Here is a 25441-nt window from a genome sequence, read left to right on the forward strand (position 1 = left end):
TCGGCGGCCGACCGGGTGTAAGGCGGCCGTCGACGGGCACAACCGGCCCATGTCGGGTACGAGCAGGGCGAGGATCCCGTACCAACCGGCGCTGGACGGTGTCCGCGCGCTCGCGGTCGCGGCTGTCCTCGCCTTCCACGGCGGTGTCGCCGCCCTCCCCGGTGGCTTCCTCGGGGTGGACGCGTTCTTCGTGCTGTCCGGGTTCCTGATCACGTCGCTGCTGCTGGCCGAGCACCGCGACACGGGCCGCATCGACCTGGTCGCCTTCTGGGGCCGGCGGGTGCGCCGGCTGCTTCCCGCGCTGCTGCTGGTGCTGCTCGTGGTGCTGCTGGTCTCCCGCAAGCTGATGCCCGGCACCGAACTCGGCGCGCTGCGCTGGGACGCGCTGGCCGCGCTCGGGTACGTCGCCAACTGGCGGATGGCGAACCGGCACGGGGACTACTTCGCGGCCACCGGCAGCCCGTCCCCGCTGCAACACACCTGGTCGCTCGGCATCGAGGAGCAGTTCTACCTGCTCTGGCCGCTGTTGCTCATCGCGCTGCTGGGCTGGGCGGCCCGGCGGGGCGCGGTCCCGCCCGGCCGTCGGCTCGGCGCCGCGCTCCCGGTGGTCCTGCTGGGCGCGGCCGGGTCGGCGCTCGCCGCCGGGGCGCTGTTCACCCCGAACGCGCTGGACCGCGTCTACTACGGCACCGACACGCGGGCGGTCGCCCTGCTGGTCGGCGTCGGGTTGGCCGTGCTGCTGGCGCGGCGGAGCGAGGCGGTGACCGACCGGCCGGCCCGGCACCCGGTCCTCGGGGCGCTGGCGCTCGCCGGAGTCGCCCTCACCGGCTGGTGCTGGGCGACCGCCGAGGGTGGCGACGCCTGGCTCTACCGGGGCGGCCTGACCGTGGCCGCCCTCGCGGTGGCGGCGGTCATCACCCACGCGGTGGTGAGCCCGGCGTCACCGACCGCACGGCTGCTCGGCCTGGCGCCGCTGGTCTGGCTCGGGCGGATCTCCTACGGCGTCTACCTCTGGCACTGGCCGCTGTTCCAGTGGCTCACCGCCGAGCGGACCGGGCTGACCGGGGTCGCCCTGCTCGCCGCCCGGTGCGCGGTGACGCTGGCCGTCGCCGCGGGGTCGTACCTGCTGGTGGAGCGTCCGATCCGACGGGCCCGGCGGCTGCCCCGGCTGGCGCCGGCGCTGGCCGGTACGGCGGTCGCCGGCGTGGCCGCGGTCGCGGTGCTGGGCACCGTGCCACCCGCCCCGCCGCCGAACCCGACGATCGCCCTCGACGCCCCGTCCGCGACGGCGGGCGCCGCCTCCGGCTCCCCCACTCCGGTGCCTCCGGCGCAGCGCCCGGGGCGGCGGCCCGGGCCGCCCCGGCTCACCTTCCTCGGCGACTCCGTCTCCTGGTCGCTCGGCACCTACCTGCCGGAGCAGGAGAAGCTCACCGTCAGCGTGCGGGCCGTGCAGGGCTGCGGCATCGCCCGGCTCCCCGAGCTGCGCTACATCGGTGATCCACACCCGAACTACCCCGGCTGCGAGCACTGGGACGACCGCTGGCGACGGGGCGTACGCGCCGACGACCCCGACGTCGCGGTCATCCTGCTCGACCGCTGGGAGCTGATGGACCGCAAGCTCGACGGGCGGTGGCAGCACGTCGGCCAGCCGGAGTTCGACCGGTATCTCACCGGCGAGCTGGACCAGGCGATCGGCATCGCGTCCAGCCAGGGCGCGCACGTGACCCTGCTGACCGCGCCGTACACCCGGCGGGCGGAACGGCCGGACGGCGGCCTCTGGCCGGAGGACGACCCGGCCCGGGTGGACGCCTGGAACCGGCTGCTGCATGCGACGGCGGAACGGCACCACGCCACCGTGCTCGATCTCAACCGGCGGGCCTGCCCGGAGGGGCGGTTCAGCTGGGAGGCCGGCGGGGTGCGGGTACGCAGTGACGGCCTGCACTTCACACCGGAGGGCGTGCAGCGATGGATCGCCCCGTGGCTGCTCCCCCAGCTCTACCGGCTGGCGGTGCGGGGGGCCTGACCAGTCAGGCGGCGATGACCGCCGACTCCTCGGCCTCGACCTGGGCGTTCCAGGCCGCCTTGGTGGAGCGCCAGCCCTCGTCGTCCATGCCGCGGCGCCAGTAGCCGGAGATCGACAGGTCCCTCCGGGGCACCCCGCGCTCGACCCGCAGCAGCCGGCGCAGCTCCTTGACCGCGCTGGCCTCGCCGTGCACGAAGGCGTGCACCCGGCCGGGCGGGAAGTCCAGCGCGCGGAGCGCCTCGACCAGCGGCTCGCCCACCGGGCGGCCGGCGCGGTGCAGCCAGCGCAGCTCGACCGCGCCCGCGCTGGCCAGCGGCAGCTCGTCGGCGGGGCCGCCCACCTCGACGTACACCTTGGCGGGCGCGCCGGCGGGGAGCCGCTCCAGCGCGGCGGCGATCGCCGGTAGCGCGCTCTCGTCCCCGGCCAGCAGGTGCCAGTCGGCCGCCGGGTCGGGGGCGTACGCGCCGCCGGGGCCGGTGAACAGCACCCGGTCGCCGGGGCGCAGCCCGGCCGCCCACGGCCCGGCCAGCCCCTCGTCGCCGTGGTGCACCACGTCCACGGTCAGCTCGCCGGCCGCCGCGTCCCAGGCCCGCACCGTGTACGCCCGCAGCCGCGGCCACTGCTGCGCCGGGAACTCGCGCTTGATGGTGGCCAGGTCGGTCGGGTGCGGATAGCGCACCCCGGCCGGCGGGAAGACGAACTTCACGTAGTGGTCGGTGTAGGCGCCCACCGGCAGCCCGGTCAGCTCCGCACCGCCGAGCACGAGGCGGATCAGGTGCGGGGTGGGCCGCTCGGTCCGGACGACCGTGGCGGCGGTGAGCTTCTTGGGGCGCTGCTCCGTCATGCTTCTTAGGCTAGCCTAAGCTGCTGAGCCCTTCCACCGGGCTGTCCGACTGCGGACCCGGAGGGCTTCCGGACGGTCAGCGGCGCGCGACCAGCCGGGCGTGCCAGGCCAGGGCGGCCGGGTCGGTGAGCGAGGCCACCTGGTCGACCACCACCCGCAGCCGGGCGGCGTCGTCCGGGGCGGCCCGCCACAGCGGCGCGAAGACCGGGTCGAGCGCGTCCGGGGCCCGGTCGAGCAGGGCGGCGACCAGGTCGGCGAGGATCTCCTGCTGCTGCGCGTACCGGGGGCCGGCGCCGGGGCGGCGCATGACGTAGCGCAGGGCGATGCCCTTGAGCAGCGCGCACTGGGCCCGGATCCGGCGCGGCACCACGAGGTCGGCGGCGTAGCGGCGGTGCGGGCCGGGGCCGTGGCGCTCCTCGGTGGCGGCCACCACCGTCGACACGAAGCGGCCGGTGAGCACGCTGGTGGTGGTCTTCAGCGCGACCAGCGCCGGGTGGCTGCCGTCGTACGCGGCGAGCGGGGCGAGCACCGGGTCGGCGAGCAGCTCGGCCAGCACCTCGCCCAGGTCCTCGGGGGCCTCCCCGGAGTACGCGGCCGCCACGTCGGCGCAGAGTGCCCGCCGCTCGTCGGCGTCCACGAGCAGCGGGCGCAGGCCGACGTAGCCGCCGTGGATGCCGTCCTCGACGTCGTGCACCGAGTACGCCACGTCGTCGGCCCAGTCCATCACCTGCGCCTCGAGGCAGCGCCGGTCGCCGGGCGGGGCGCCGGCGCGCAGCCAGGCGAAGACCGGGCGGTCGTCGGCGTACACCCCGAACTTGCGTCGCCCGGGCCGGCGCTCCCAGGGGTACTTGCCGACCGCGTCGAGCGAGGCCCGGGTCAGGTTCAGCCCGGCGGAGCGGCCGTCCGGCGCGAGCACCTTGGCCTCCAGCCGGGTGAGCACCCGCAGCGTCTGCGCGTTGCCCTCGAAGCCGCCGCAGTCGGCGGCCAGCGCGTCCAGGGCCTCCTCGCCGTTGTGCCCGAAGGGCGGGTGGCCGAGGTCGTGCGCCAGCCCGGCGGTGTCCACCACGTCCGGGTCGCAGCCGAGCCGGGCGCCCATCTCCCGGGCGATCTGCGCCACCTCCAGCGAGTGGGTCAGCCGGGTACGCAGGAAGTCGTCGGTGCCGGCGGTGTGCACCTGGGTCTTCGCGGCGAGCCGGCGGAACGCCGCCGAGTGCAGCACCCGGGCCCGGTCCCGCTCGTACGGCGACCGCCCGTACCCGGTGTCCTTGGGCGCCTCGGTGACCAGGCGCGCCGCGTCGTCAGGGCCGGGAGCGGTCAACCGTCATCCCCGCTGCCGTTCCGCCTCTGCTCGCGACTGCGGGCTCGCAGACCCGGCTCACTCCCCGCGCTCACGTAGAACGCAGAACTCGTTGCCCTCCGGGTCGGCCAGCACGGTCCACTCCACCCCGCCCTGCCCGACGTCGACGTGCCGGGCGCCCATGTCGACCAGGCGCTCCACCTCGGCCTCGAGGTCGGCCGGGCGCAGGTCGATGTGCAGCCGGTTCTTGCCTTCCTTGGGGCCGCTGACCGGGACGAAGACGATGCCGGGCAGCGCGTCGGGCGCGCGGCGGATCTCCACCTCGTCCGGCTTGTCGCTGATCACCTGGTAGCCGAGCGCCTCCGCCCACCAGTGGGCGAGCCGGGACGGATCCTGGGCGTCGACCGTCAGGTTCTCCCAGACGCTGGTCATGCGGCCACCCTTCCTGATCGACACGTACGCGGGAGCCCAGGTTACGCCCGGCGGGCCGGAATGGCGCGCCCGGACGCAAGCGGGGCCACCGACCTGAGCGCCGGCGGCCCCGGATGCGTCACGCGGTCAGCGGGAGTCGGAGCCGGTGGTGCTGATCGCCGCGCGACCGGCCTCCAGCCGCGCCACGGGCACCCGGAACGGGGAGCAGGATACGTAGTCGAGGCCGACCTCGTGGAAGAAGTGCACCGAGTCCGGGTCGCCGCCGTGCTCGCCGCAGACGCCGAGCTTCAGCCCCGGCCGGGCCGCCCGGCCCTCCTCGGCGGCGATCCGGACCAGCCGGCCGACGCCCTCCCGGTCGATCGACTCGAACGGCGAGATGCCGAAGATGCCCAGTTCCAGGTAGCGCCAGAAGAACGCGCCCTCGACGTCGTCGCGGGAGAAGCCCCACGCCATCTGGGTGAGGTCGTTGGTGCCGAAGGAGAAGAACTGCGCCGCCTCGGCGATCTGCCCGGCGGTCAGCGCCGCCCGCGGCACCTCGATCATCGTGCCGATCAGCACGTCAACCGCCTTCTCCCGGGTCACCTCCGCGATGATCTTCTCCGCCTCGGCGCGGACCGTCTCCAGCTCCTGCACCGCGCCGACCAGCGGGACCATGATCTCCGGTCGGGGGTCGCCGCCACGCTGGGCACACGCGACCGCCGCCTCGACGATCGCCCGGACCTGCATCGCGAAGAGTCCGGGGATGACCAGGCCGAGGCGTACGCCGCGCAGGCCCAGCATCGGGTTCTCCTCGTGCATCCGCCGGACGGCGGCGAGCAGCGCCTCCTCCTTGGCCACGTCCTCGCCGCGCTCCTGGGCGACCGCCACGTTGACCGCGAGCTGCTCCAACGGGGGCAGGAACTCGTGCAGCGGCGGGTCGATCAGCCGCACGGTGACCGGCAGGCCGTCCATCTCGCGGAAGATCTCGATGAAGTCCTCCCGCTGCAACGGCAGCAGCGCGGAGAGCGCCTTCTCCCGCTCCTGGTCGGTGGCCGCGAGGATCAGCCGCTCGACCAGCTCGCGGCGGTCGCCGAGAAACATGTGCTCGGTGCGGCACAGGCCGATGCCCTCGGCCCCGAACCGCCGCGCCCGGGCCGCGTCCGCCCCGGTGTCGGCGTTCGTCCGGACCAGCAGCCGCCGCTTGGCGTCGGCGTGCGTCATGATCCGGTGTACGGCGCGGACCAGCGGGTTGTCGATGTGCTCCGGGTCGAGGCTGCCTTCGAAGTACTGCACCACCTCGGACGGCATGACCGGGACCTCGCCCAGGTAGACCTTGCCGGTGGTGCCGTCGATGGAGACGATGTCGCCCTCGTTCACGGTCTGCCCGGCGACGATGAACTTCTTCGCCGGCACGTTGACGTCGAGCTCGTCCGCGCCGGAGACACAGGTCTTGCCCATACCCCGGGCCACCACCGCGGCGTGGCTGGTCTTGCCGCCGCGGGAGGTGAGGATGCCCTTGGCGGCGATCATGCCGTTGAGGTCGTCGGGGTTGGTCTCCCGGCGGACCAGGATCACCGACTCCCCCTCGGCGGCCAGCTCGACCGCACGCGCGGAGGTGAAGACCACCTTGCCCGAGGCGGCGCCGGGTGAGGCGCCGATGCCCTTGGCGACCGGCTGGAACTCGTGGTCGAGCCGGAAGCGCGGGAACATCAGCTGCGCGAGCTGCGCGCCGTTGACCCGGTGCAGCGCCTCGTCCAGGTCGATCAGGCCCTCGTCGACGAGCTGGCCCGCGATCACGAACGCGGCGGCGGCGGTGCGCTTGCCGACCCGGGTCTGGAGCATCCAGAGCTTGCCGCGCTCGATGGTGAACTCGATGTCGCAGAGGTCCTTGTAGTGCTCCTCGAGCCGGGCCATGTAGTCCAGCAGCTCGTCGTAGGACTTCTTGTCGATCCGCTCCAGCTCCTGCAACGGCACGGTGTTGCGGATGCCGGCCACCACGTCCTCGCCCTGGGCGTTGGCCAGGTAGTCGCCGTAGATGCCCTGCGCGCCGCTGGCCGGGTCGCGGGTGAACGCCACGCCGGTGCCGGAGTCGGAGCCGAGGTTGCCGAAGACCATGGCCACCACGTTGACCGCGGTGCCCAGGTCGGCCGGGATGCGCTCCTGACGGCGGTAGACCACCGCGCGCTCGGCGTTCCACGACTCGAAGACCGCGCGGATGGCCAGGTCGAGCTGCTCGCGCGGCTCCTGCGGGAACTCCCGCCCGGTGTGCTTGGCGAAGATCTTCTTGTACGCGTCGACCAGCCCGCGCAGGTCGTCGGCGTCCAGGTCCAGGTCGTTGTGCGTACCCTTCGCGCGCTTGGCGTCGTCCAGCGCGTGCTCGAACTCCTCGCCCGGCACCTCGCAGACCGTCTTGCCGAACATCTGGATCAGACGGCGGTAGGAGTCCCAGGCGAACCGGTCTGCGCCGCCGGAGGCGGCCGAGTCAGCTCGGCCGCTGGCCTGTCGTGCGAGTCCTTCTACGCTGCGGTCGTTGAGGCCGACGTTGAGGACGGTCTCCATCATGCCGGGCATGGAGAACTTGGCGCCGGAGCGGACCGAGACCAGCAGCGGGTCCTGCGGGTCGCCCAGCTTGCGGCCCATCTCCCGTTCCAGGGCTTCCAGGTGCGCTTCGATCTGGTCGGCCAGCCCGTCCGGCTCCCGGCCGGTCGTCAGGTACGCCTTGCAGGCCTCGGTGGTGATGGTGAAGCCGGGCGGCACCGGCAGGCCGAGATTGGTCATCTCGGCCAGGTTGGCCCCCTTGCCGCCGAGCAGGTCCTTGAGGTCCTTGTTGCCCTCGGCGAAGTCGTAGACGTACTTGTGCTCGACCGTCTCTTGCGCTGCCACCAGAGCCTCCCACGCGCGCCATTGACACTTAACGAAGGTTCAGTTCGGACATACCCCGGGAGCGACCACCGGTAATCCCGGCGTCGTCAGCGATCGGTGGGCGAAGGTTAAGCGAAGTTCGGGTGGCCTGGGACCGTTCGGTGACAATCGGCACAACGGTCACCACTATCCGCGTCCGTACCGGTTTTTGGGAACGCTTCCACGCGCACTATCACGCAATTCCGATTCCCCTCGTACTCTTGACGGCACTGGTTCTGCTGAACCTGACCTTTGCCATATCCCGCGCAAATACACCCCGGAGCCGTCGCCGTGCCGACCACCCCCGCCTCCCCCATCGAGAGCGGTCCCGAGCCGCTCGACCGCCTCCCCGGCCGCCAGCCGACCGCCGCCGAGCTGGCCCGCACCGCCGCCCGACGGGCCGGCGACCTCCTGGCCCCGCCGTCTCCGGTCGGCCTGGGCGACGTGGTGCCCGCGCCCGAGCAGGTGCTCCCCGACCCGACGGCCGACTTCACCCTGCCCTCGGACGCCGTGATCCAGGTCAGCCCCGGTGCCCGGGACGTCGCCGAGCAGCTCGCCGAGTGGCTGCGCCCGGCCACCGGCTACCCACTGCCGGTCGCCGACACCGCGCCCGCAGACGCGCTCGTGCTCACCCTGTCCGCCGCAGGCACGGCATCTTCCTCCGCCGCGTCAGCGCGCGTCGAGACGGCTCCCAGCGCGGCGGCTGCCAGCGCGGCCGACCTGCCCGGCGGGCTGGGCGACGAGGGCTACCGCCTGGACGTGACCCGCGACGGCGTGCGGATCACCGCCACCACCGCCGCCGGCCTCTTCCACGGCGCGCAGACGCTGCGGCAGCTCCTGCCCGCCGCGATCGACGGCGCCGCCCCGGTCGCCGAGCGCTGGGCGGTGCCCGGCGGCACGATCGTCGATCGACCGCGCTTCCCCTACCGGGGCGCCATGCTCGACGTGGCCCGCCACTTCTTCCCCGTCGAGGACGTGCTGCGGGTGGTCGACCACCTGGCCCGGTACAAGCTCAACCACCTGCACCTGCACCTCACCGACGACCAGGGCTGGCGGATCGCCGTCGACTCCTGGCCCCGGCTCGCCGAGGTCGGCGGGGCCACCGAGGTGGGCGGCGGCCCCGGCGGCTGCTACACCCAGGCCGACTACCGGCGGATCGTCGCGTACGCCGCCCGCCGCCACGTCACCGTGGTGCCGGAGATCGACCTGCCGGGGCACACCAACGCGGCCCTGGTCGCCTACCCGGAGCTGGCGCCCGGCAAGATCCCGCCGCCGCCCTACACCGGCACCGAGGTCGGCTTCAGCTACGTCGACCCGGCCGACGAGCGGACGTACGCCTTCGTCGCCGACGTGGTCGGCGAGGTGGCCGCCCTGACCCCCGGCCCGTGGCTGCACCTCGGCGGCGACGAGGCGTTCAAGGTGCCGGCCGACACCTACCGCGCCTTCGTCGAACGCGCCCAGACCCTGGTTGCGGCGACCGGGAAGACCGTGGTCGGCTGGCACCAGCTCGCCCCGGCCGGGCACGTTGACGGACGGGTGCTCCAGTGGTGGGGCACCAACGGCGACGACCCGGAAACCGCCGAGGCGGTACGCCGCGGCGCCCGCCTCATCCTCTCCCCGGGCAACCGCGTCTACCTGGACATGAAGTACACCGCCGACACCCCGATCGGGCACGACTGGGCCGGCCTCATCGACGTGCGGCGGGCGTACGACTGGGATCCGGGGACGCACCTCACCGGCGTACCGGCCGAGGCGGTGCTGGGCGTCGAGGCGCCGCTCTGGACCGAATCGGTCACCACCCTCACCGAGGTGGAGTTCATGCTCTTCCCCCGCCTGCCCGCCGTCGCCGAACTCGGCTGGTCGCCCCGTTCGACGGACGACTGGGCCGGCTTCCGCCAGCGGCTAGCCGGCCACGGCCCGCGCTGGACGGCCGCCGGCATCACCTTCCACCCCTCCCCGGACGTCCCCTGGCCCACAACGCCCGCCATCCCCACCCAACCCAGCCGCGACACCACCGCCGACACCCACTGACACCTACCTCCGCCACGCGCGTCCGACGCTTCGGTGGAACGCCATGTGTGTCTCCGCTCCCGTGAGACACACATGGCGTTCCACTCACCACGTTGAAGCGGTTCGACCTGAGGGGAATGTCCGCTTGGGCCCCTCTGCGACCGCTGCTGGACGGCGGTAACCCGCTGACGAGACGGCCGAGCCGGGGGAAGCTTCCCCGACCCCGCCAAGCTGCCCGCGCTCTCGCGAGTTGACCAAGAGGTTTGCGTCCCAGAACGGGCCCGTCCGTGACGCAGTCACCCCGGTGTGGTCACCGGCGTGCTCGGCGGCGGCAGCCCCGGACCCTCTGCGGTGATCATGAAGTTAGCCCCCCCGAACCGGGACAAACCAACCAGCTAACCTCATGATCACCCAAGCGCTCGCCACCCGGCGCCGTCGCCCGACTCCCCTCGGCGTTGATCAAGAGGTTTTGGGGCGGCGCTGGCGTTGGCGGCGTTTCGGGGAGGTCGGCGGGGCCCGGGCCGGTGGCGGCTGCGTCGTGGCCGGGGTCTGGGCGGCGGCACCCGCAACGACACCGGCGCAGATCTTGGACAGTTTCCGTTCGTAGCGAACGAAAACTGTCCAAGATCGCGGTTGGTTGCCCCGTCCGGTTGCGGCCGCCGAGTGCGTCGGCTCCGGACGAGGTCGCCATCTCAGCTGGCCAAAGCTTCGTCGATCATGAAATCGCCGCTCGCCGCTCGCCGCTCGCCCACTCACCCTTGTCAGTCGCCGCACCGCACTCACCGTGCGCGCAGTCATGCCGGGCGCCCGATGCCAGGTACGTAATGGCCGGTGCGTGATGCCGGGTGCGTGATGCGGGGCGGCCTGGGTGAGTCCCGATTCGACCCTGGTGCTCGATCAGTGCCTGATCAGAGTCGGTGCCGGCCTGCGCCGCCTTGGGTGGATGTCGGGTTCGCAAAGTGCCCGATCAGAGTCCGCGCCGGCCCTGCGCCGCCTGGGGTGGATGTCCGGTGCGCAAAGTGCCCGATCAGAGTCCGCGCCGGCCTGCGCCGCCTGGGGTGGATGTCCGGTGCGCAATGGGCTGGTGGTGGCCGGATGCCCGGTTTCCGCCGGTGCCGTGGGGGTGGTCGGCGCCACTGCCGGGGCGGAATCAGCCGGGGGCGGGGTCGTTGAACATGGCAGACCGCGCAGCACCCCGCCCCTTCCGAGGGTGAGGCGGCTCCGGTCGGAATGGCCGCCCCCCACGGTCGTTACATCCCCCGGACCCCGCACCACCGGGTCCACCGCACCGGGTCAGCCGAGGGAATGACCTCCCAGCCCCGGTCGTTACATCCCCCGGACCGCGCACCACCGGTCCGAGCCGGTGAGCCAGGGAATCACCCCCGGCCCCCGGTCGTTACATCCCCCCGGGACGTCGGAACCTGGCCGTGGGAATCGCTTCCCCGCCGTCGACGGTTACACCCCCGGACCGCCCGAGCAGGTCACCCCTGATCGCCGGGCGTCTCCAAAGACTTTCAGCCGCACGCGCACCCCTTTGCGTGTGCTGGACACCCCCGACAGAGAGGCACTCATCATGCGTACCGATCTGCTGCGTAACACCGTTCTGACCGCCGCTGGTGTCGCCGCGACCGCCGGTGGGATCGCCGGCCCCGCGATCGCCGCCCAGGCCACCCCCGCCGAGAAGGCCGCCCAGGTCAGCACCGACCGTAAGGGTCACGGCGAGCGGGAGCTGGACGTCCGCTACGAGGCCCAGCCGAACTTCTACTACTGCGGCCCCGCCGCCGCCCGCAACGCCATCAGCGTGCTCGGCAAGAACATCGACGTCGACGCCATGGCCAAGGAAATGGGCACCACCGAGGCGGGCACCAACAGCATCAACGACATCACCCCCGTCCTGAACAAGGAGACCGGCAAGCACTACCGGTCCGTCGAAATCCGGGACGGCAAGGCCGACGACAAGCAGACCGACACCCTGCGCACCGACATCGTCCGCACCGTCGACGACGGCCGCGCGATCGTCGCCAACATCGCCGGCACCGCCACCGACACCGACGGCAACACCCACTCCTTCGAAGGCGGCCACTACATCAGCGTCATCGGCTACCGCGACAACGGCCACACCGTGACCATCGCGGACTCCGCCGACCCGAACATGGCCTCCTACCGGATGAGCGTGGACAACCTCGCCGACTGGATCGCCACCCGCGGCTACAGCACCTCCTGACGAACCAGCACAACAAGCAACACGAAAGGGCCCGACCCCACCAGGGGTCGGGCCCTTCTCGCGCGTCAGCCGCCGGAGTCGTCCAGCTCGGCGCCGTCCGGTGGGGTGTCGTCGTCCCGGCTGGCCAGCCAGCCGTCGGGCAGGAAGACCTTGCCCGGGGAGTTGGTCCGGCCGCGCGGCTGGCCCAAGGTCTCCACCGGGAACGGCACGGCCGGGTCGAGCTTGCCGAGCAGGTCGTCGAGCTGGGCCAGGCTGTCGATCATCGCGAGCGAGCGGCGCAGTTCGCTGCCGATCGGGAAGCCCTTGAGGTACCAGGCGACGTGCTTGCGGAAGTCGGTGCAGCCATCGCGCTCGCCCCGGGCCGGGTTGCGGGCGCCGGCCACGAACTGGTCGACCAGCAGCTCTGCGTGCCGCCGCATGGTCGCCGCCACCTCGCCGAGGTTCGGCAACCGCCGCTCGTCACGGCCGTTGAAGGCGGCCTCCAGGTCGGCGAAGAGCCACGGCCGGCCCAGGCAGCCCCGGCCGACCACCACGCCGTCGACGCCGGTGTGGGCGACCATCCGCAGCGCGTCGTCGGCCTCCCAGATGTCGCCGTTGCCGAGCACCGGCACGTCGAGCGCCTGCTTGAGGGTGGCGATGGCGTCCCAGTCGGCAGTGCCCGAATAGCGCTGCGCGGCCGTACGCCCGTGCAGGGCGACCGCGGCGACGCCGGCATCCTGGGCGGCGAGCCCGGCCTCGACGTACGTCAGGTGGTCGTCGTCGATGCCCTTGCGCATCTTGACGGTGACCGGCACCCCGGCGGGGGACGCGGCGTCCACCGCGGCCCGGACCAGCCGGGCGAAGAGCCGGCGCCGCCACGGCAGGGCCGACCCGCCGCCGCGCCGGGTGACCTTGGGGACCGGGCAGCCGAAGTTGAGGTCGATATGGTCGGCGAGGTTCTTCTCGACCACGATCCGCACGGCGGCGGCGGTGATCTCCGGGTCGGTGCCGTAGAGCTGGAGGCTGCGCGGCTGCTCGTCCGCGCCGAAGGCGATCATGCGCAGCGTCTTCGGGTTCCGCTCGACCAGCGCCCGGGTGGTGATCATCTCGCAGACGTAGATGCCGCCGCCCTGCTCGCGGCAGAGCCGGCGGAAGCCGACGTTGGTGATCCCGGCCATCGGCGCGAGCACCACCGGCGGCCACACCTCGTGCGGGCCGAGGGTCAGCGGGCGCAGCGCGGGCAGGGTCGGGGCGGTCACCGGACAAGTGTACGGGGCCCCGACCGACCGGTCGGGGCCCCCTGACCAGCGTCAGCAGCCGGGCAGGCGCTCGATCAGGTAGCGCTCCACCTGGTCCAGGGAGATGCGCTCCTGGGTCATGGTGTCCCGGTTCCGCACGGTCACCGCGTTGTCGTCGAGGGTGTCGAAGTCGACGGTGACGCAGAACGGGGTGCCGATCTCGTCCTGCCGCCGGTAGCGGCGGCCGATGGCCTGCGAGTCGTCGAACTCGACCACCCAGCGCTTACGCAGGTCGGCGGCGAGCTGCTTGGCCTTCGGCGAGAGCGCCTCGTTGCGGGACAGCGGGAGCACCGCCACCTTGACCGGGGCCAGCCGCGGGTCGAAGCGCATGACGGTGCGCTTGTCCACGCCGCCCTTGGTGTTCGGGGCCTCGTCCTCGTCGTACGCCTCGAGCAGGAAGGCCAGCACCGCGCGGGTGAGGCCGGCGGCCGGCTCGATCACGTACGGCATCCAGCGCTCGCCCTTGGTCTGGTCGAAGTACGACAGGTCGACGCCGGAGTGCTTGCTGTGCGTGGACAGGTCGAAGTCGGTCCGGTTGGCGATGCCCTCCAGCTCGGCGAACTCGGTGCCGCCGAACTGGAACCGGTACTCGATGTCGACGGTGCGCTTCGAGTAGTGGGAGAGCTTCTCCTTGGGGTGCTCGTAGAAGCGCAGGTTGTCCTCGGAGAGGCCCAGGTCGAGGTACCAGTTCCAGCGCTCGGAGAGCCAGTACTCGTGCCACTTCTCGTCGGTGCCCGGCTCGACGAAGAACTCCATCTCCATCTGCTCGAACTCGCGGGTGCGGAAGATGAAGTTGCCCGGGGTGATCTCATTGCGGAACGACTTGCCGGTCTGCGCTATGCCGAACGGCGGCTTCTTGCGGGCGACCGTCTCCACGTTCTTGTAGTTGACGAAGATGCCCTGGGCGGTCTCCGGTCGCAGGTAGTGCAGGCCCTCGTCGCTCTCCACCGGGCCCAGGTAGGTCTTCATCAGGCCGTTGAACATCTTCGGCTCGGTGAAGGTGCCCTTGTTGCCGCAGTTCGGGCAGTTCAGCTCCTGCAGGGAGGTCAGCGGCTTGCCGTGCTTCTCGGCGTACGCCTCTTCCAGGTGGTCGGCGCGGAACCGCTTGTGGCAGAACTGGCACTCGGTGAGCGGGTCGACGAACTCGGCGATGTGGCCGCTGGCCTCCCAGACCTTGCGGGCCAGGATGACCGCGGAGTCCAGGCCGACGACGTCGTCGCGCTGCTGGACCATGGTCTTCCACCACTGCCGGCGGACGTTCTCCTTGAGCTCGACGCCGAGCGGACCGTAGTCCCAGGCCGACCGGGTGCCCCCGTAGATCTCGCTGGAGGGGAAGACGAAGCCTCGGCGCTTGGCGAGGCTGACGACGGCGTCGATACGGTCGGCTGGCATGTTTTTCCTCCTACGCCGGCTGGCGGTCGGCGGGGGCGATGTGAGTGGAACCGGACGGTTCGGGACAACGGTACGACCACCGCGGTCCCGAGCCCAGCAGAATACCGGGGCCCCGTCAGCTCACCCCGCACACCTCCATGCCGCCGGTCTGCTGGTCCGGCGCGAGCGTGACGGTCTGCGCCTCCCGCTTACCGCCGGCCAGGGTCACGTCCACCGGCACGGTCAGCGTGGCGGTGTCGACCTCGCCCACTCGGTAGCCGGAGACCCGCGGCTCGGTGGCGACCCGCTGCTCGAACTCGGACCGGGACTCGCGCCGCCGGAGGTCGTCGCAGAGCTGGTCGTACGCCTTGGACCAGTCCTTGGCGACGAGCGCCTGGTAGTAGTCGTCGGTGACCGCCCGGCCCTGCTCCTCGACGGCCTGCACGTTGCTCACCGCCAGCCCGACCACGGCCGCGCCGCCCCCGCCGCAGCAGAGCAGCAGGGCGAGCCCGCCGACACCGAGGCCGAGCCAGAGCCGGGCCCGGCCGCCCTCGGTGGGCGGGGCGGCGAACGGCGGAGCGACGCCGGGACCGGGCGGCGGCGCGGGGACGCCCGGCTCGCCCGGCGACACCGGCGGCACGCCGGGCGGCGACGCGGGGATGCCCGGCTCGGACGGCGGCCCCGGCACCGACGGCACGCCGGACGGCACGGGCGGGGGTGGTGGGGCGGCCGGCCCGGGAGCGGTCATACGCGCCAGGGTAGTGCCCCCGGCCTCAGCGGTAAGGGCCTGCGGCCCGATCACTGGCCACCACGACGATCTCGCCGTCCGGCGCGGCACTGGCCAGTGTCTCGTACGCCGAGGGCTCGTCCGCCGACCGGGCGAGCAGCGGCACCGCGGTGACCTTGACGTCGAAGCCGCCGAGCGCCCGGCGGTACGCCCCGACCGACTCCCACTCGGTGAGCAGGCACCAGTGGGCGGGGTCGTCGAGCGCCCGGAGCAGTTCGCCCCGCAGGTAGCCCGGGCGGGCGGCGAGCGCGGCGAGGGCGGCGTGTGCCTCCCGGGTGAACTCGTCCGCCATGTCGGCGTCCACCACGAACCGGTTGGTGACCAGCACCGGGTTCCTCCTCGTAGAGTCTGTGGCATGCAGCGTACGCAGAGTCCCGTGCTGGCCCGGTTGGTCCGGCTCAACCCGACGACGGTGTTCCTGGCCGCGCTGGTACTGGTGCTGGTCGGGCTCTTCGCGCCCGGCGCGGTGGGCGGCGTCGTGCTGCTGGCGCTGGCCGCGGGGCTGGTGTGGCTGATGACGGTCACCTGGCCGGTGCAGGCGCCGGCGACCCGGGTGCTGCGGCTGCTGCTGCTGACGCTGCTGATCGCGGTCGCGCTGGCGAAGCTGCTCTGACCGTTGACCTGCGCAGACATGCAATCATGCGTTTTTGACAATCAATTTCGTTATCGCGGACAGTTGGAGACATGACCGTCCGCTCAGCTCCGCGTGCCCTCGCCGTCGCCACCGCCGCCCTGCTCACCCTGGGCGGCATCGCCGCCTGCTCGGACGGTGGGGGCGGCGGGAGCGACCCGGACCGGGTCGACGTGGTGGCCGCCTTCTACCCCCTCCAGTTCCTCGCCGAGAAGATCGGCGGCGACGCGGTCGCCGTCACCAACCTGGCCAAGCCCGGCGCCGAGCCGCACGACCTGGAGCTCAACCCCCGGCAGGTGGGCCAGGTGGCCGACGCCGAGCTGATCGTCTACCTCGCCGGCTTCCAGCCGGCCGTGGACGAGGCGGTCGAGCAGAACGGCGGCGACCGGGCGTTCGACGTCGCCGGCGTGCAGCCGCTGCTCGACGCCACCGCCGGCGGCCACGAGCACGAGGGTGAGGCCGGCCACGAGGAGGAGAGCGGCGGCAAGGACCCGCACCTCTGGCTGGACCCGACCCGGCTGGCCACCGTCGGCGACCGGCTCGCCGAGCGGCTCGGCAAGGTCGACCCGGGCCGGGCCGCCGACTTCACCGCCCGGGCGGCGGCGCTGCGCGCCGAGCTGACCGGGCTGGACGCCGACTACACCCGGGGCCTGGCCACCTGCCAGCGCCGGGAGATCGTGACCAGCCACACCGCCTTCGGCTACCTGGCCGAGCACTACCGGCTCGAACAGGTCGGCATCACCGGGCTCAGCCCGGACGCCGAGCCCTCCCCGCAGCGCCTCGCCGAGGTGGCGAAGGAGGCCCGGGAGCACGGGGCCACCACCATCTTCTTCGAGACGCTGGTCAGCCCGAAGGTTGCCGAGACCGTGGCCCGGGAGGTCGGGGCGCGGACTGCGATGCTCGACCCGATCGAGGGCCCACCCGCCGACGGCGACTACCTGTCGGCGATGCGCGCCAACCTCCAGACCCTGCGGACCGCCTTGGACTGCTCATGACCGAACCCGTGATCCAGGTCGCGCACGCCGCCGTCGGCTACGACGGCCGGGCGGTGCTGCGGGACGTCTCGCTGACCGTCACCGCCGGAGAGGTGGTCGCCGTGCTCGGCGCCAACGGCTCCGGCAAGTCGACGCTGATCCGCGCCGTGCTCGGCCTGGTGCCGCTGGGCGCCGGGTCGGTCACCCTCTTCGGCACGCCGCAGCGCCGCTTCCGGCAGTGGCACCGCATCGGGTACGTCCCGCAGCGGCTCGGCGCGGGCAGCGGCGTACCCGCCACGGTGGGCGAGGTGGTGGCGTCCGGGCGGCTGGCCCGCCGGGGCGTGCTGCGTCTGCCCGGGCGGGCCGACCGGGAGGCGGTCGCCGCGGCGCTGCGCGCGGTCGGGCTCGCCGACCGGGCCGGCGACCCGGTCGCCACCCTCTCCGGCGGTCAGCAGCAGCGCACCCTGATCGCCCGGGCGCTGGCTGGCCGGCCGGAGCTGCTGGTGCTCGACGAGCCGACCGCCGGGGTGGACGCGGCCAGCCAGGAGGCGTTCGCCACGGCGCTGCGCGACTTCCGGGACGGCGGCGGCACCGTGCTGCTGGTCGCCCACGAGCTGGGGCCGCTGCGCCCGCTCATCCGCCGGGCCGTCGTCGTCCACCAGGGCGGCATCTGCCACGACGGCGCGGTCCCGGAACCGGCCGGGCACCACGCCGAGCCGGGCCACGACCACGTGCACCCGCACTGCGACGAAGAGCCCGCCGGGCTGTGGAGCATGTGATGGACCTCTTCCAGTACGACTTCATGCTGCGCGCCCTGGTCGGCGCGCTGGTCATCGGGCTGGCCGCCCCGGCGCTCGGCATCTACCTGGTGCAGCGCCGGCTGGCCCTCATCGGCGACGGCATCGGCCACGTGGCGCTCACCGGCGTCGGCGCCGGGCTGCTGCTCAACCGCTCCCCCGTGCTGGTCGCGGTCGTCGCGGCCACGCTGGGCGCGATCGTCATCGAACTGGTCCGCTCCCGGGGACGCACCTCCGGGGACCTGGCCCTGGCGCTGCTGTTCTACGGCGGCATCGCCGGCGGCGTGATGCTGGTCGGGCTCTCCGACGCCAGCAGCGGGTCGCTCAACGCGTACCTCTTCGGGTCGCTGACCACGACGTCGCCGACCGACCTGGTCACCATCGGGGTGCTCGGCGTGGCGATCCTGGTGACCATGCTGGTGCTGCGCCCGGCGCTCTTCGCGGTCTGCCACGACGAGGAGTACGCCCGGGTCTCCGGCCTGCCGGTACGGGCGCTCAACATGCTGCTCGCGGTCGGCACCGCGGTCACCGTGACCATCGCCATGCGGGCGGTCGGGGTGCTGCTGATCAGCGCGCTGATGGTGGTGCCGGTGGCCACCGCCCAGCAGGTGACCCGGGGCTTCCGGAGCACCATGGCGGCGGCCATGGCGCTGGGGCTGTTCGCGGCCGGCGCCGGGGTCTGGGTGGCCGCCACCGCCGACACCGCGCCCGGCGCCTCGGTGGTGCTGCTGGCGATCGGCTCGTTCCTGGTGGTGGCGCTGCTGGCGGCCGGCCGCCGGGCGCTGCGCCGGCGGACCCGCCCGGCCGCCGTGCCGGTGGCCGAGCCGACGGAGCACGAGGTGGTCCTGCGGTGAGGCCGTCCCGGCCGGCGCTGCTGGCATTGGTTACCGTTACGGGGTGACGGTCACGAACGGGTACGACGCCTTCGAGGGCGCGGGTGACCTGCTGCGCGCGCTGTCGGCGCCGATCCGGCTGGCGATCGTGAGCGAGCTGGCCCAGGGTGAGCGCTGCGTGCACGAGCTGGTGGAGAAGCTCGGCGCCCCACAGCCGCTGGTCTCTCAGCACCTGCGGGTGCTGCGCGGCGCCGGCGTGGTGCGCGGCTCGCGGCGCGGCCGGGAGATCGCGTACGCCCTGGTGGACGAGCACGTCGCGCACATCGTGGCGGACGCGGTCAGCCACGCCGGGGAGGGCCCGTCGTGACAGAGGGGGCACTGCGCAACACCCGGCAGCGGAGCGCGGTGAGCGCCCTGCTGGCCCAGGTCGAGGGCTTCCACAGCGCCCAGGAGCTGCACGCCATGCTGCGCCAGCGCGGCGAGCGGGTCGGCCTGACCACCGTCTACCGGACCCTCCAGAACCTCGCCGACGCGGGCGAGATCGACGTGATGCGCCCGCCCGGCGGCGAGCACCTCTACCGGCGGTGCAGCGAGGGCCACCACCACCACCTGGTCTGCCGGGCCTGCGGCCGGACCGTGGAGGTGGCCGGCCCGGCGGTGGAGAGCTGGGCCGAGCGGGTCGCCGCCGAACACGGTTACGCCGAGGTCAGCCACACCCTGGAGATCTTCGGCACCTGCCCGGCCTGCGCCGGCTGAGAAAACCGACCCGTGCCCGCGCGGCCGGGCCGTGGCACGCTGTCCGGCGTGAAGATCTACGCCGACCGTTTTCCGACCGCCCTCCGCCAGCTCCTCACCGATCTGCTCGTGGTCGTCTGGGTGTACGCGGCGATCCGCTTCGCGCTCTGGCTGCACGACCTCGTCGAGAAGCTCGCCGTACCCGGACGGAAGCTGGAGGGGGCCGGCGGCGGGCTCGCCGACAACCTGGCCGACGCCGGCGGCAAGGTCGGCCGGGTGCCGATCGTCGGCGACGAGCTGACCGCCCCCTTCACCAAGGCCGCCGAAGCCGCCCGCGCGGTCGCCGAGGCCGGCCGCGACCAGCAGGAACTGGTCGGCCAGCTGGCCCTGGCGCTGACCATCGCGGTGCTGGTCTTCCCCCTCGGGCTGGTGCTGTTCGGCTGGCTGCCGCTGCGGGTGCGCTGGATGCGCCGGGCCGGCGCCGCGAAGGCCCTCGCGAGCGCCCCGGCCGGGCGGGACCTGCTGGCGCTGCGCGCGCTCGCCGGACAGCCCCTGGCGAAGTTGAACCGGATCGCACCGGACGTCGCCGAGGCGTGGCGCCGCGGCGACGACGCGACGGTCGACGCGCTCGCCGCACTGGAGCTGCGCGGACTCGGGCTGCGCACCGGCCGGTAGGGTGTGCCGGTGCTGTACTTCCTGATCGTCGTCGCGGTCCTGCTGCTGATCTACGCGGGCGTGCTGGTGAGCTACGTCCGCAAGGGCCGCCGGATCCCGCCGGCCGCGTACCTGGTGCTGGCCGGGCTGAACGGGCTCATCCTGGCCGGGGTGATCGCCTGGGCGGTCGCCCGCTGACCGGCGGGCCCCCGCCCGTTCGGCGGGGGCCCCGAACCGTCACTCGGCGGGCGGGATGCGGCGGCGGACGTCCTGCGCCGTGGACGGACCCGGCTGCCAGCGAGCCACCCAGGGTTGGTCGGCGGGCGGGGTGACCACCCCCTCCTCCACGGACGCGTACCGGCCGGCGATGATCCGCTTGGCGGCGGCCACGTCCAGCGCGTCGGTGTTGGACCACAGCCCGGTGAACAGCTCATCGACGCGCAGCCGGGCCTGCCGGCAGAACAGGTCGGCCAGCTCCAGGTTCTCCGGGTGCTCGGCGCGCTCGGCGACCGCCCGGACGCAGACCGCCGACATCGCGAACAGCTCCGCGCCGATGTCCACGACCCGGCCGAGGAACGCCTGCTTGCGCTCCATCTTCCCCTGCCAGCGGGACATCGCGTAGAAGGTGGACCGGGCCAGCTTGCGGGAAGTCCGCTCGACGTGCCGCAGGTGGCCGGCGAGCGGGCCGAACTCGTGGTAGGCCCCCGGCGCCTGACCCTTGCCTACCGCGAGGGTGGGCAGCCACTTGGCGTAGAAGACGCCGGCCCGCGCGCCGGCCTTCGCCTTGCGGCCCAGCCCGGCGTCCGGGTCGATGATGTCGCCGGCCACGGAGAGGTGCGCGTCGACCGCCTCGCGGGCGATCAGCAGGTGCATGATCTCGGTGGAGCCCTCGAAGATCCGGTTGATCCGCAGGTCGCGCAGGAGTTGCTCGACCGCGGCCGGGCGCTCGCCCCGGGCGGCCAGGGAATCGGCCGTCTCGTAGCCGCGTCCGCCCCGGATCTGGATCAGCTCGTCGGCGATCTTCCAGGCCATCTCGCTGGCGTAGAGCTTCACCAGCGCGGCCTCGATCCGGATGTCGTTGCGGTCGTCGTCGGCGAGCAGGCAGCAGAGGTCGAGCATCGACTCCATGCCGTACGTGGTGGCGGCGATGAAGGCCAGCTTCTTGGCGACCGCCTCGTGCTCGCCGACCGGCCGGCCCCACTGGACCCGGTCGGCGGCCCACTCCCGGGCCACGTTCAACGCCCACTTGCCGGCGCCCACGCACATGGCCGGCAGCGAGAGGCGGCCGGTGTTCAACGTGGTCAGTGCGATCTTCAGGCCCTTGCCCTCGCCGCCGATCACGTTCTCCTTCGGCACGAAGACGTCGTGGAAGCGGGTGACGCTGTTCTCCAGGCCGCGCAGCCCGATGAAGGCGTTGCGCCGCTCGACGGTGATGCCCTCGCTGTCGCCCTCCACCACGAAGGCGGTGATGCCGCCGCGCCGCCCCTCCGCGGCCGGTACCCGGGCCATCACCACCAGCAGGGTGGCGACCGTGCCGTTGGTGGCCCAGAGCTTCACGCCGTTGAGGCGGTAGCCGGTGCCGTCCTCGGTCGGCTCGGCGGTGGTGGCCAGCCGGGCCGGGTCGGAACCGACGTCCGGCTCGGTGAGCAGGAAGGCGGAGACCTCGCCGGCGGCCAGCCGGGGCAGGAAGCGCTGCTTCTGCTCGGGCGTGCCGAATATCTTGAGCGGCTGCGGCACGCCGATCGACTGGTGCGCCGAGAGCAGCGCGCCGATCGACGGGTTCACCGAGCCGGCCCGCATCAGCGCCCGGCAGTAGTGCAGGTTGCTCAGCCCGAGGCCGCCGTACTTCCGGTCGATCTTCATGCCGAAGGCGCCGAGCCGGGCCAGCCCCTGGAACACCTCGTCGGGGATGCGCGCGTCGCGCTCGATGGCCGCACCGTCCACCTCGGAGTCCAGGTACGCCCCGAACGCGCCGAGGAACTCCTCGGCCCGGGCCACCTCCGCCGGGTCGGTGCGCGGCCAGGGGTTGATCAGGTCGAGCTGGAAGCGGCCGAGGAAGAGTTCCTTGCCGAAGCTGGGCCTGTCCCAGGCCGACTCGCGGGCCGCCTCGGCGACCTGCCGGGCCTCCTTCTCGGAGACCTGGCCGGCCTCGCTGGGCAGCGGCCCGGCGCCGCCGGCGGTGTCGACCGCGGCGGGCGTGCCGGCCGGCGGCCTGGGGTCGTCGATCGGCGCCACCCGCCCGGTCGGGCCGCCGTGGCCGGCGGGGTCGGGTCGGCTGTTCTGTGTCGTGGTCACGGCTGCCTCCTGGAGACCTCGGTCCGGCTGCGTCGACGTGCGACGAAAACGACGCTACCCCCGGGTGTTACCCAGGGGTAGCCTCGCGCGCACGTCCGATTTGGCGGGACCCGAGCGGTCAGTCGCCGGCCGGCGTCCGTGGATCGTCGTCCTCGTCGTCGATGTCGTCGTCGCCCCAGTTGCGCCGGGCGAACGGCAGGATCACCCAGAAGACCAGGAACCAGACCCCGGTGAGCGCGCTGAGCAGGAAGGCGATCGGGCGGCTCAGCACGAAGTCGGTGATCAGCAGGACCGCGCTGACCATCGAGATCAGCATGAAGCCGAGGCCGCCGGTGGCCATCCGGTGCGCGAAGCGGACCAGCTCCGGCTTGCGGCCCTGGCGGAACAGCGCCCGGTGGAAGGCGACCGGCGAGATGATCATCGCGGTGGCGGCCGCGGCGGAGAGCAGCGCGACGATGTAGACATCCTTCTGGAAGCCGGTGGTCCGGGTGAAACCGTTGCTGAACGGCAGCGTGAGCAGGAAGGCGAAGAGGATCTGCACCCCGGTCTGCGCGACCCGCAGCTCCTGGAGCAGGTCGGCGAAGTTGCGCTGCCAGCGCTGCTTCTCGGTTTCCTTGGACACGCGCTACCTCCAGGGAAGACGGTACTGCCGGTGGGGGCCTCCCAGCGGCAGCACAGCCTGTGCCCCGCCCACGCGAGCGTGAAACCGGTTCACTGTGCTGCCCTCCGTTCGCGACTGCGGGGCTCGCAGACCCGGCTCACTCCTCGCGCTCACGCGCCACGGCGGATGCGGCCGGCGTACCGGGCCTCCAGCTCGGCGTTGTGCTCGTCGCCGCCGGTGATGTTGGCGGACAGGTAGACCGGGGGCCGCTCCCCCGCCGCCAGCAGCCGGGCGACCACCTCGGCGACGATCTGCTGGGCCAGCAGCGCGGCGGTGATCGAGGAGACCGCGCCGACCCCGCCGCCGCCGGGCAGGGGCAGGGTGGCGTCGCCGTACGGGGCGCCGTTGTCGAGCACCACGTCGGCGAAGTCGGCGAGCTTGCGGCCGGACGGGTGGCGCGAGGTCATCCGGGCCGAGTGCTGCGCCGAGGTGATCGCCACCAGCCCGTGCCCGCGCTCCTTGACGACGGCGGCGAACTCGACCATCGCCCCGTTCACCCCGGAGTTGGAGGCGAGCACGAAGACGTCCTGCGGCCGGACCGGGGCCAGCTCGTAGAGGCGGTGCGCCACGGCCGGCTCCCGTTCCAGCTTCGGGCCGAGCACGTCGGCCGGCTCGCCGCCGTGCAGGACGAGGTCGCGCAGAGCGATCCGGTTGGTCGGGACCAGCCCGCCGGCCCGGCCGGCGATCTCCATGGCGAGCGCCTCCGAGTGGCCGGTGCCGAACGCGTGCACCACCCCGTCGGCGCGCAGCGACGTGGCGATCAGGTCCGCCGCCCGGCCCACGTTCTCCCGCTGGTCGGCCGCGACCCGGCCGATCGTCTCGGTCACCACCGCCAGGTACGCCTCGGCGCTCACCGTCATGCTTCCTCCGTCCGTCGGGGTCGGGCCAGCCACTCGACCGCGAAGTCGACCGCCGCCCGCTGCCTCATCAACCGGCCCGTCCCGTCGCCGACCGGCCCGAGCCGCACCGCGCCCGTGGCCTCCAGGTCGGCGCCGAGGCGGGCGAAACACTCCTCGTCCAGGCGCACGTCGTCCCACCACACCCACTCCCGGCCGCCGTCGGCGGTCAGCACCGCCGCGCCGCAGCGCTGCCGGGGCGGCGCGGGCTGCCGGTACTCGGCCAGGTGCAGCGAGGTGTTGCTGCCGTGGTCGACGCCGAGCAGCAGCACGTCGGCGTCGCACTCGTAGAGGCGGGCCAGCGGCGAACCCTCGCCCAGCATGTCGGCCCGCGCGTGGCCGGCGACGATCCGCGCGGCGGCTGGCCCGAGGGCGGCGAACGAGACGTACGGGTGGTCGCTGCGGAGCGCCCCCGGCCAGGTGCGCACCAGCTCGGCCAGCGCGCCCATGAACCGGCTCGGGGTGACCGCCGGGTCGAAGCCGGGCAGCTCGTCGCGGATCACCGGCCACCAGTCCGGCGGCACGGGCGGGTTGTTCCACTCCGCCGGGTCGCTGTTGTCCGGCGTGTGGGTGGGCACCACCACCGTGCCGTCCGGGCCGAGCGCGTCGCGCAGGGCGAGCAGCATCGCCTCGGGGCCGCCGCAGAGGAAGCCCAGCGGGCGCAGGGAGGTGTGCACCAGCACGGTGCCGCCGGGGCGTACCCCGAGGTCGCGGAGCTGGGCGGCGAGTGACGCGCGGGTGTGCGGCCTGGCCGGGGTGGGGGTCATCGGCCGACGCGGGCGAGGATCGCCGCGGCCAGCGGGCCGGGCGCCTCGTCCGGGATCCAGTGGGTGACGTCGGGCAGCACCACGAAACGGTAGTCGCCGGTGACGTGGGCGGCGCACGCGTCGGCGGCGGTCCGCCCGATCGCCACGTCCTTGTCGCTCCAGACGAACGTGGTCGGCACGCCCACCGGCCCGACGGCCTTCATGTCCGTTCCGGTCATCGCCCGGTACCAGTTCAGGGCCGCGGTCAGCGCGCCCGGCTCGCGCATCGGGTCGGCGTAGCGGGCCACGCGGGCGGCGTCGCCCACCCCGGCGAGCATGCGGCGCAGGGTCGCGGCGCGGAACGCCAGCAGCACCTTCTCCGCCTTGCCGGGCTTGCGGAACAGGGCGATGTAGGAGGAGCGGGCCTTCTGGCGCGGATCGGTGGCGAGGGCGTGCCCCATGGCCGCCGGGTGCGGCACCGAGACGGCGGTCAGCGTGCGGACCCGCTCCGGGTGCGCCGCCGCGAGGCCCCACGCCACGATCGCGCCCCAGTCGTGGCCGACCACGTGGGCGGTGGTCACCCCGAGCGCGTCGAGCACGCCGGCCGCGTCGGCCACCAGCTCCGGGATCCGGTACGCCCCGACGTCCGCCGGCCGCGCGCCGGGCGAGTAGCCGCGCTGGTCGAGCGCGTACGTGCGCAGCCCGGCGTCGTGCAGCGCGGGGATCACCTCGTCCCACTCGCCGGCGTGCTGCGGGAAGCCGTGCAGCAGCAGGACGGGTTTGCCGCCCTCGGGGCCGCCGGTGCGTACCTCGAACGTCAGACCTCGCGCCTCGACCCGCATGATCGCCACCCTAACGGGCGATCGCCCTGCTGGGCCCGGGGCCGGGGTCGGTGCTAGCGTCTGCGACGAGACAACTTCACATCCGACAGGGGAGCGCACAGCGCTGAGAGTGCGGGCCGGTGCCCGCAGACCCTCGAACCTGATCTGGGTAATGCCAGCGCAGGGAGTTCGGTCGACCTCCAGCCGCGCCGCCGTCCGGTGACCACCGGGCGCGGCGTGCGTCTTCTCCTGG

24 protein-coding genes and 1 riboswitch are annotated in these 25441 nt (G+C 73.4%); of the genes, 11 read left to right on the plus strand and 13 right to left on the minus strand.

All coding sequences use genetic code 11. The features are described 5' to 3' along the window. Positions 1-49: 49 nt before the first annotated feature. Positions 50-2023, plus strand: coding sequence for a DUF459 domain-containing protein (locus AC0OLQ_RS28805; RefSeq protein WP_484528858.1), 1974 nt, complete (start codon positions 50-52; stop codon positions 2021-2023). Positions 2024-2027: 4 nt separating this feature from the next. On the opposite strand, the gene AC0OLQ_RS28810 is transcribed toward AC0OLQ_RS28805, so the two are convergent. The 4 genes from AC0OLQ_RS28810 to ppdK form a co-directional block, all read right to left on the minus strand. Beyond that, entirely contained in the window at positions 2028-2867 is an 840-nt protein-coding gene (locus AC0OLQ_RS28810) for a siderophore-interacting protein (RefSeq protein ID WP_484528859.1), read from the minus strand. A 76-nt stretch (positions 2868-2943) separates the two neighbouring features. Beyond that, positions 2944-4185 carry a deoxyguanosinetriphosphate triphosphohydrolase gene (locus AC0OLQ_RS28815; RefSeq protein WP_484528860.1) on the minus strand — a complete coding sequence of 414 codons (1242 nt, stop codon included), beginning with the start codon at positions 4183-4185 and terminating at the stop codon, positions 2944-2946. 57 nt (positions 4186-4242) lie between these two features. After that, a complete protein-coding gene (locus AC0OLQ_RS28820; protein WP_357345848.1) occupies positions 4243-4596 on the minus strand; it encodes a VOC family protein in 354 nt (117 codons plus the stop codon). Positions 4597-4722: 126 nt separating this feature from the next. Beyond that, the gene (ppdK, locus tag AC0OLQ_RS28825) at positions 4723-7458 is read right to left on the minus strand and encodes a pyruvate, phosphate dikinase (RefSeq protein ID WP_484528861.1); all 2736 of its coding nucleotides are present in this window, start codon (positions 7456-7458) and stop codon (positions 4723-4725) included. Between the two features lie 309 nt (positions 7459-7767). Between ppdK and AC0OLQ_RS28830 the strand changes: the two genes are divergently transcribed. Further along, on the plus strand, positions 7768-9507 hold the full coding sequence (locus tag AC0OLQ_RS28830) for a beta-N-acetylhexosaminidase (protein WP_484528862.1): 1740 nt from the start codon (positions 7768-7770) through the stop codon (positions 9505-9507). 1552 nt (positions 9508-11059) lie between these two features. Next, positions 11060-11710, plus strand: a complete 651-nt coding sequence (locus tag AC0OLQ_RS28835; RefSeq protein WP_484528863.1) for a C39 family peptidase — start codon at positions 11060-11062, stop codon at positions 11708-11710. A 65-nt stretch (positions 11711-11775) separates the two neighbouring features. Here the strand turns inward: AC0OLQ_RS28835 and dusB are convergent, their stop codons facing one another. The 4 genes from dusB to AC0OLQ_RS28855 form a co-directional block, all read right to left on the minus strand. Continuing rightward, positions 11776-12948 (minus strand): tRNA dihydrouridine synthase DusB, encoded by a 1173-nt coding sequence (gene dusB, locus AC0OLQ_RS28840; RefSeq protein ID WP_484528864.1) that lies wholly within the window; start codon positions 12946-12948, stop codon positions 11776-11778. Between the two features lie 51 nt (positions 12949-12999). Continuing rightward, positions 13000-14379, minus strand: coding sequence for a glycine--tRNA ligase (locus AC0OLQ_RS28845; RefSeq protein WP_357341447.1), 1380 nt, complete (start codon positions 14377-14379; stop codon positions 13000-13002). Positions 14380-14494: 115 nt separating this feature from the next. Further along, positions 14495-14989: an Rv0361 family membrane protein gene (locus AC0OLQ_RS28850; RefSeq protein ID WP_357341546.1), complete on the minus strand. Its 495-nt coding sequence runs from the start codon at positions 14987-14989 to the stop codon at positions 14495-14497. Positions 14990-15131: 142 nt separating this feature from the next. Further along, the gene (locus AC0OLQ_RS28855) at positions 15132-15473 is read right to left on the minus strand and encodes an antibiotic biosynthesis monooxygenase family protein (protein WP_484528865.1); all 342 of its coding nucleotides are present in this window, start codon (positions 15471-15473) and stop codon (positions 15132-15134) included. A 27-nt stretch (positions 15474-15500) separates the two neighbouring features. On the opposite strand from AC0OLQ_RS28855, the gene AC0OLQ_RS28860 reads away from it, so the two are divergent. The 8 genes from AC0OLQ_RS28860 (at position 15501) to AC0OLQ_RS28895 (ending at position 19967) form a co-directional block, all read left to right on the plus strand. After that, a complete protein-coding gene (locus AC0OLQ_RS28860; RefSeq protein WP_484528866.1) occupies positions 15501-15758 on the plus strand; it encodes a DUF6703 family protein in 258 nt (85 codons plus the stop codon). Positions 15759-15829: 71 nt separating this feature from the next. Continuing rightward, a complete protein-coding gene (locus tag AC0OLQ_RS28865) occupies positions 15830-16771 on the plus strand; it encodes a metal ABC transporter substrate-binding protein (RefSeq protein ID WP_484528867.1) in 942 nt (313 codons plus the stop codon). Next, positions 16768-17529 (plus strand): metal ABC transporter ATP-binding protein, encoded by a 762-nt coding sequence (locus tag AC0OLQ_RS28870; RefSeq protein WP_357341451.1) that lies wholly within the window; start codon positions 16768-16770, stop codon positions 17527-17529. The genes AC0OLQ_RS28865 and AC0OLQ_RS28870 overlap by 4 nt, the downstream gene beginning before the upstream one ends. Beyond that, the gene (locus AC0OLQ_RS28875; RefSeq protein WP_484528868.1) at positions 17529-18401 is read left to right on the plus strand and encodes a metal ABC transporter permease; all 873 of its coding nucleotides are present in this window, start codon (positions 17529-17531) and stop codon (positions 18399-18401) included. The genes AC0OLQ_RS28870 and AC0OLQ_RS28875 overlap by 1 nt, the downstream gene beginning before the upstream one ends. Positions 18402-18444: 43 nt before the next feature. Continuing rightward, the gene (locus tag AC0OLQ_RS28880) at positions 18445-18747 is read left to right on the plus strand and encodes an ArsR/SmtB family transcription factor (protein ID WP_091319318.1); all 303 of its coding nucleotides are present in this window, start codon (positions 18445-18447) and stop codon (positions 18745-18747) included. Further along, on the plus strand, positions 18744-19136 hold the full coding sequence (locus AC0OLQ_RS28885; RefSeq protein WP_357341454.1) for a Fur family transcriptional regulator: 393 nt from the start codon (positions 18744-18746) through the stop codon (positions 19134-19136). The genes AC0OLQ_RS28880 and AC0OLQ_RS28885 overlap by 4 nt, the downstream gene beginning before the upstream one ends. Positions 19137-19184: 48 nt before the next feature. Continuing rightward, positions 19185-19790: a hypothetical protein gene (locus tag AC0OLQ_RS28890; RefSeq protein WP_484528869.1), complete on the plus strand. Its 606-nt coding sequence runs from the start codon at positions 19185-19187 to the stop codon at positions 19788-19790. A 9-nt stretch (positions 19791-19799) separates the two neighbouring features. Further along, complete coding sequence (locus AC0OLQ_RS28895; RefSeq protein ID WP_357341456.1) at positions 19800-19967, plus strand: hypothetical protein; 168 nt, start codon at positions 19800-19802, stop codon at positions 19965-19967. A 39-nt stretch (positions 19968-20006) separates the two neighbouring features. On the opposite strand, the gene AC0OLQ_RS28900 is transcribed toward AC0OLQ_RS28895, so the two are convergent. The 5 genes from AC0OLQ_RS28900 to AC0OLQ_RS28920 form a co-directional block, all read right to left on the minus strand. After that, positions 20007-22064, minus strand: a complete 2058-nt coding sequence (locus AC0OLQ_RS28900; RefSeq protein WP_484528870.1) for an acyl-CoA dehydrogenase family protein — start codon at positions 22062-22064, stop codon at positions 20007-20009. Between the two features lie 118 nt (positions 22065-22182). Next, positions 22183-22686, minus strand: a complete 504-nt coding sequence (locus AC0OLQ_RS28905; protein WP_484528871.1) for a DUF6328 family protein — start codon at positions 22684-22686, stop codon at positions 22183-22185. Positions 22687-22835: 149 nt separating this feature from the next. After that, the gene (locus AC0OLQ_RS28910) at positions 22836-23585 is read right to left on the minus strand and encodes a sugar isomerase domain-containing protein (protein ID WP_484528872.1); all 750 of its coding nucleotides are present in this window, start codon (positions 23583-23585) and stop codon (positions 22836-22838) included. Then, a complete protein-coding gene (locus AC0OLQ_RS28915) occupies positions 23582-24388 on the minus strand; it encodes an AAC(3) family N-acetyltransferase (protein ID WP_484528873.1) in 807 nt (268 codons plus the stop codon). Before AC0OLQ_RS28915 ends, AC0OLQ_RS28910 begins: the two co-directional genes overlap by 4 nt. Further along, positions 24385-25209 (minus strand): alpha/beta fold hydrolase, encoded by an 825-nt coding sequence (locus tag AC0OLQ_RS28920; RefSeq protein ID WP_484528874.1) that lies wholly within the window; start codon positions 25207-25209, stop codon positions 24385-24387. The genes AC0OLQ_RS28915 and AC0OLQ_RS28920 overlap by 4 nt, the downstream gene beginning before the upstream one ends. Before the next feature lie 77 nt (positions 25210-25286). Then, a riboswitch (TPP riboswitch) is annotated at positions 25287-25393 on the plus strand. Positions 25394-25441: the final 48 nt, after the last annotated feature.

It is taken from the genome of Micromonospora sp. Utrum1 (genome assembly GCF_057197805.1).

What these genes read in the sequence shown, in the direction of transcription:
- AC0OLQ_RS28920 (WP_484528874.1), bottom strand. Translation starts at nt 25,209, where the DNA reads ATGCGGGTCGAGGCGCGAGGTCTGACGTTCGAGGTACGCACCGGCGGC.
- AC0OLQ_RS28810 (WP_484528859.1), bottom strand. Translation starts at nt 2,867, where the DNA reads ATGACGGAGCAGCGCCCCAAGAAGCTCACCGCCGCCACGGTCGTCCGG.
- AC0OLQ_RS28865 (WP_484528867.1), top strand. Translation starts at nt 15,830, where the DNA reads ATGACCGTCCGCTCAGCTCCGCGTGCCCTCGCCGTCGCCACCGCCGCC.
- AC0OLQ_RS28910 (WP_484528872.1), bottom strand. Translation starts at nt 23,585, where the DNA reads ATGACGGTGAGCGCCGAGGCGTACCTGGCGGTGGTGACCGAGACGATC.
- AC0OLQ_RS28870 (WP_357341451.1), top strand. Translation starts at nt 16,768, where the DNA reads ATGACCGAACCCGTGATCCAGGTCGCGCACGCCGCCGTCGGCTACGAC.
- AC0OLQ_RS28835 (WP_484528863.1), top strand. Translation starts at nt 11,060, where the DNA reads ATGCGTACCGATCTGCTGCGTAACACCGTTCTGACCGCCGCTGGTGTC.
- AC0OLQ_RS28875 (WP_484528868.1), top strand. Translation starts at nt 17,529, where the DNA reads ATGGACCTCTTCCAGTACGACTTCATGCTGCGCGCCCTGGTCGGCGCG.
- AC0OLQ_RS28845 (WP_357341447.1), bottom strand. Translation starts at nt 14,379, where the DNA reads ATGCCAGCCGACCGTATCGACGCCGTCGTCAGCCTCGCCAAGCGCCGA.
- AC0OLQ_RS28860 (WP_484528866.1), top strand. Translation starts at nt 15,501, where the DNA reads ATGCAGCGTACGCAGAGTCCCGTGCTGGCCCGGTTGGTCCGGCTCAAC.
- AC0OLQ_RS28820 (WP_357345848.1), bottom strand. Translation starts at nt 4,596, where the DNA reads ATGACCAGCGTCTGGGAGAACCTGACGGTCGACGCCCAGGATCCGTCC.
- AC0OLQ_RS28915 (WP_484528873.1), bottom strand. Translation starts at nt 24,388, where the DNA reads ATGACCCCCACCCCGGCCAGGCCGCACACCCGCGCGTCACTCGCCGCC.
- AC0OLQ_RS28805 (WP_484528858.1), top strand. Translation starts at nt 50, where the DNA reads ATGTCGGGTACGAGCAGGGCGAGGATCCCGTACCAACCGGCGCTGGAC.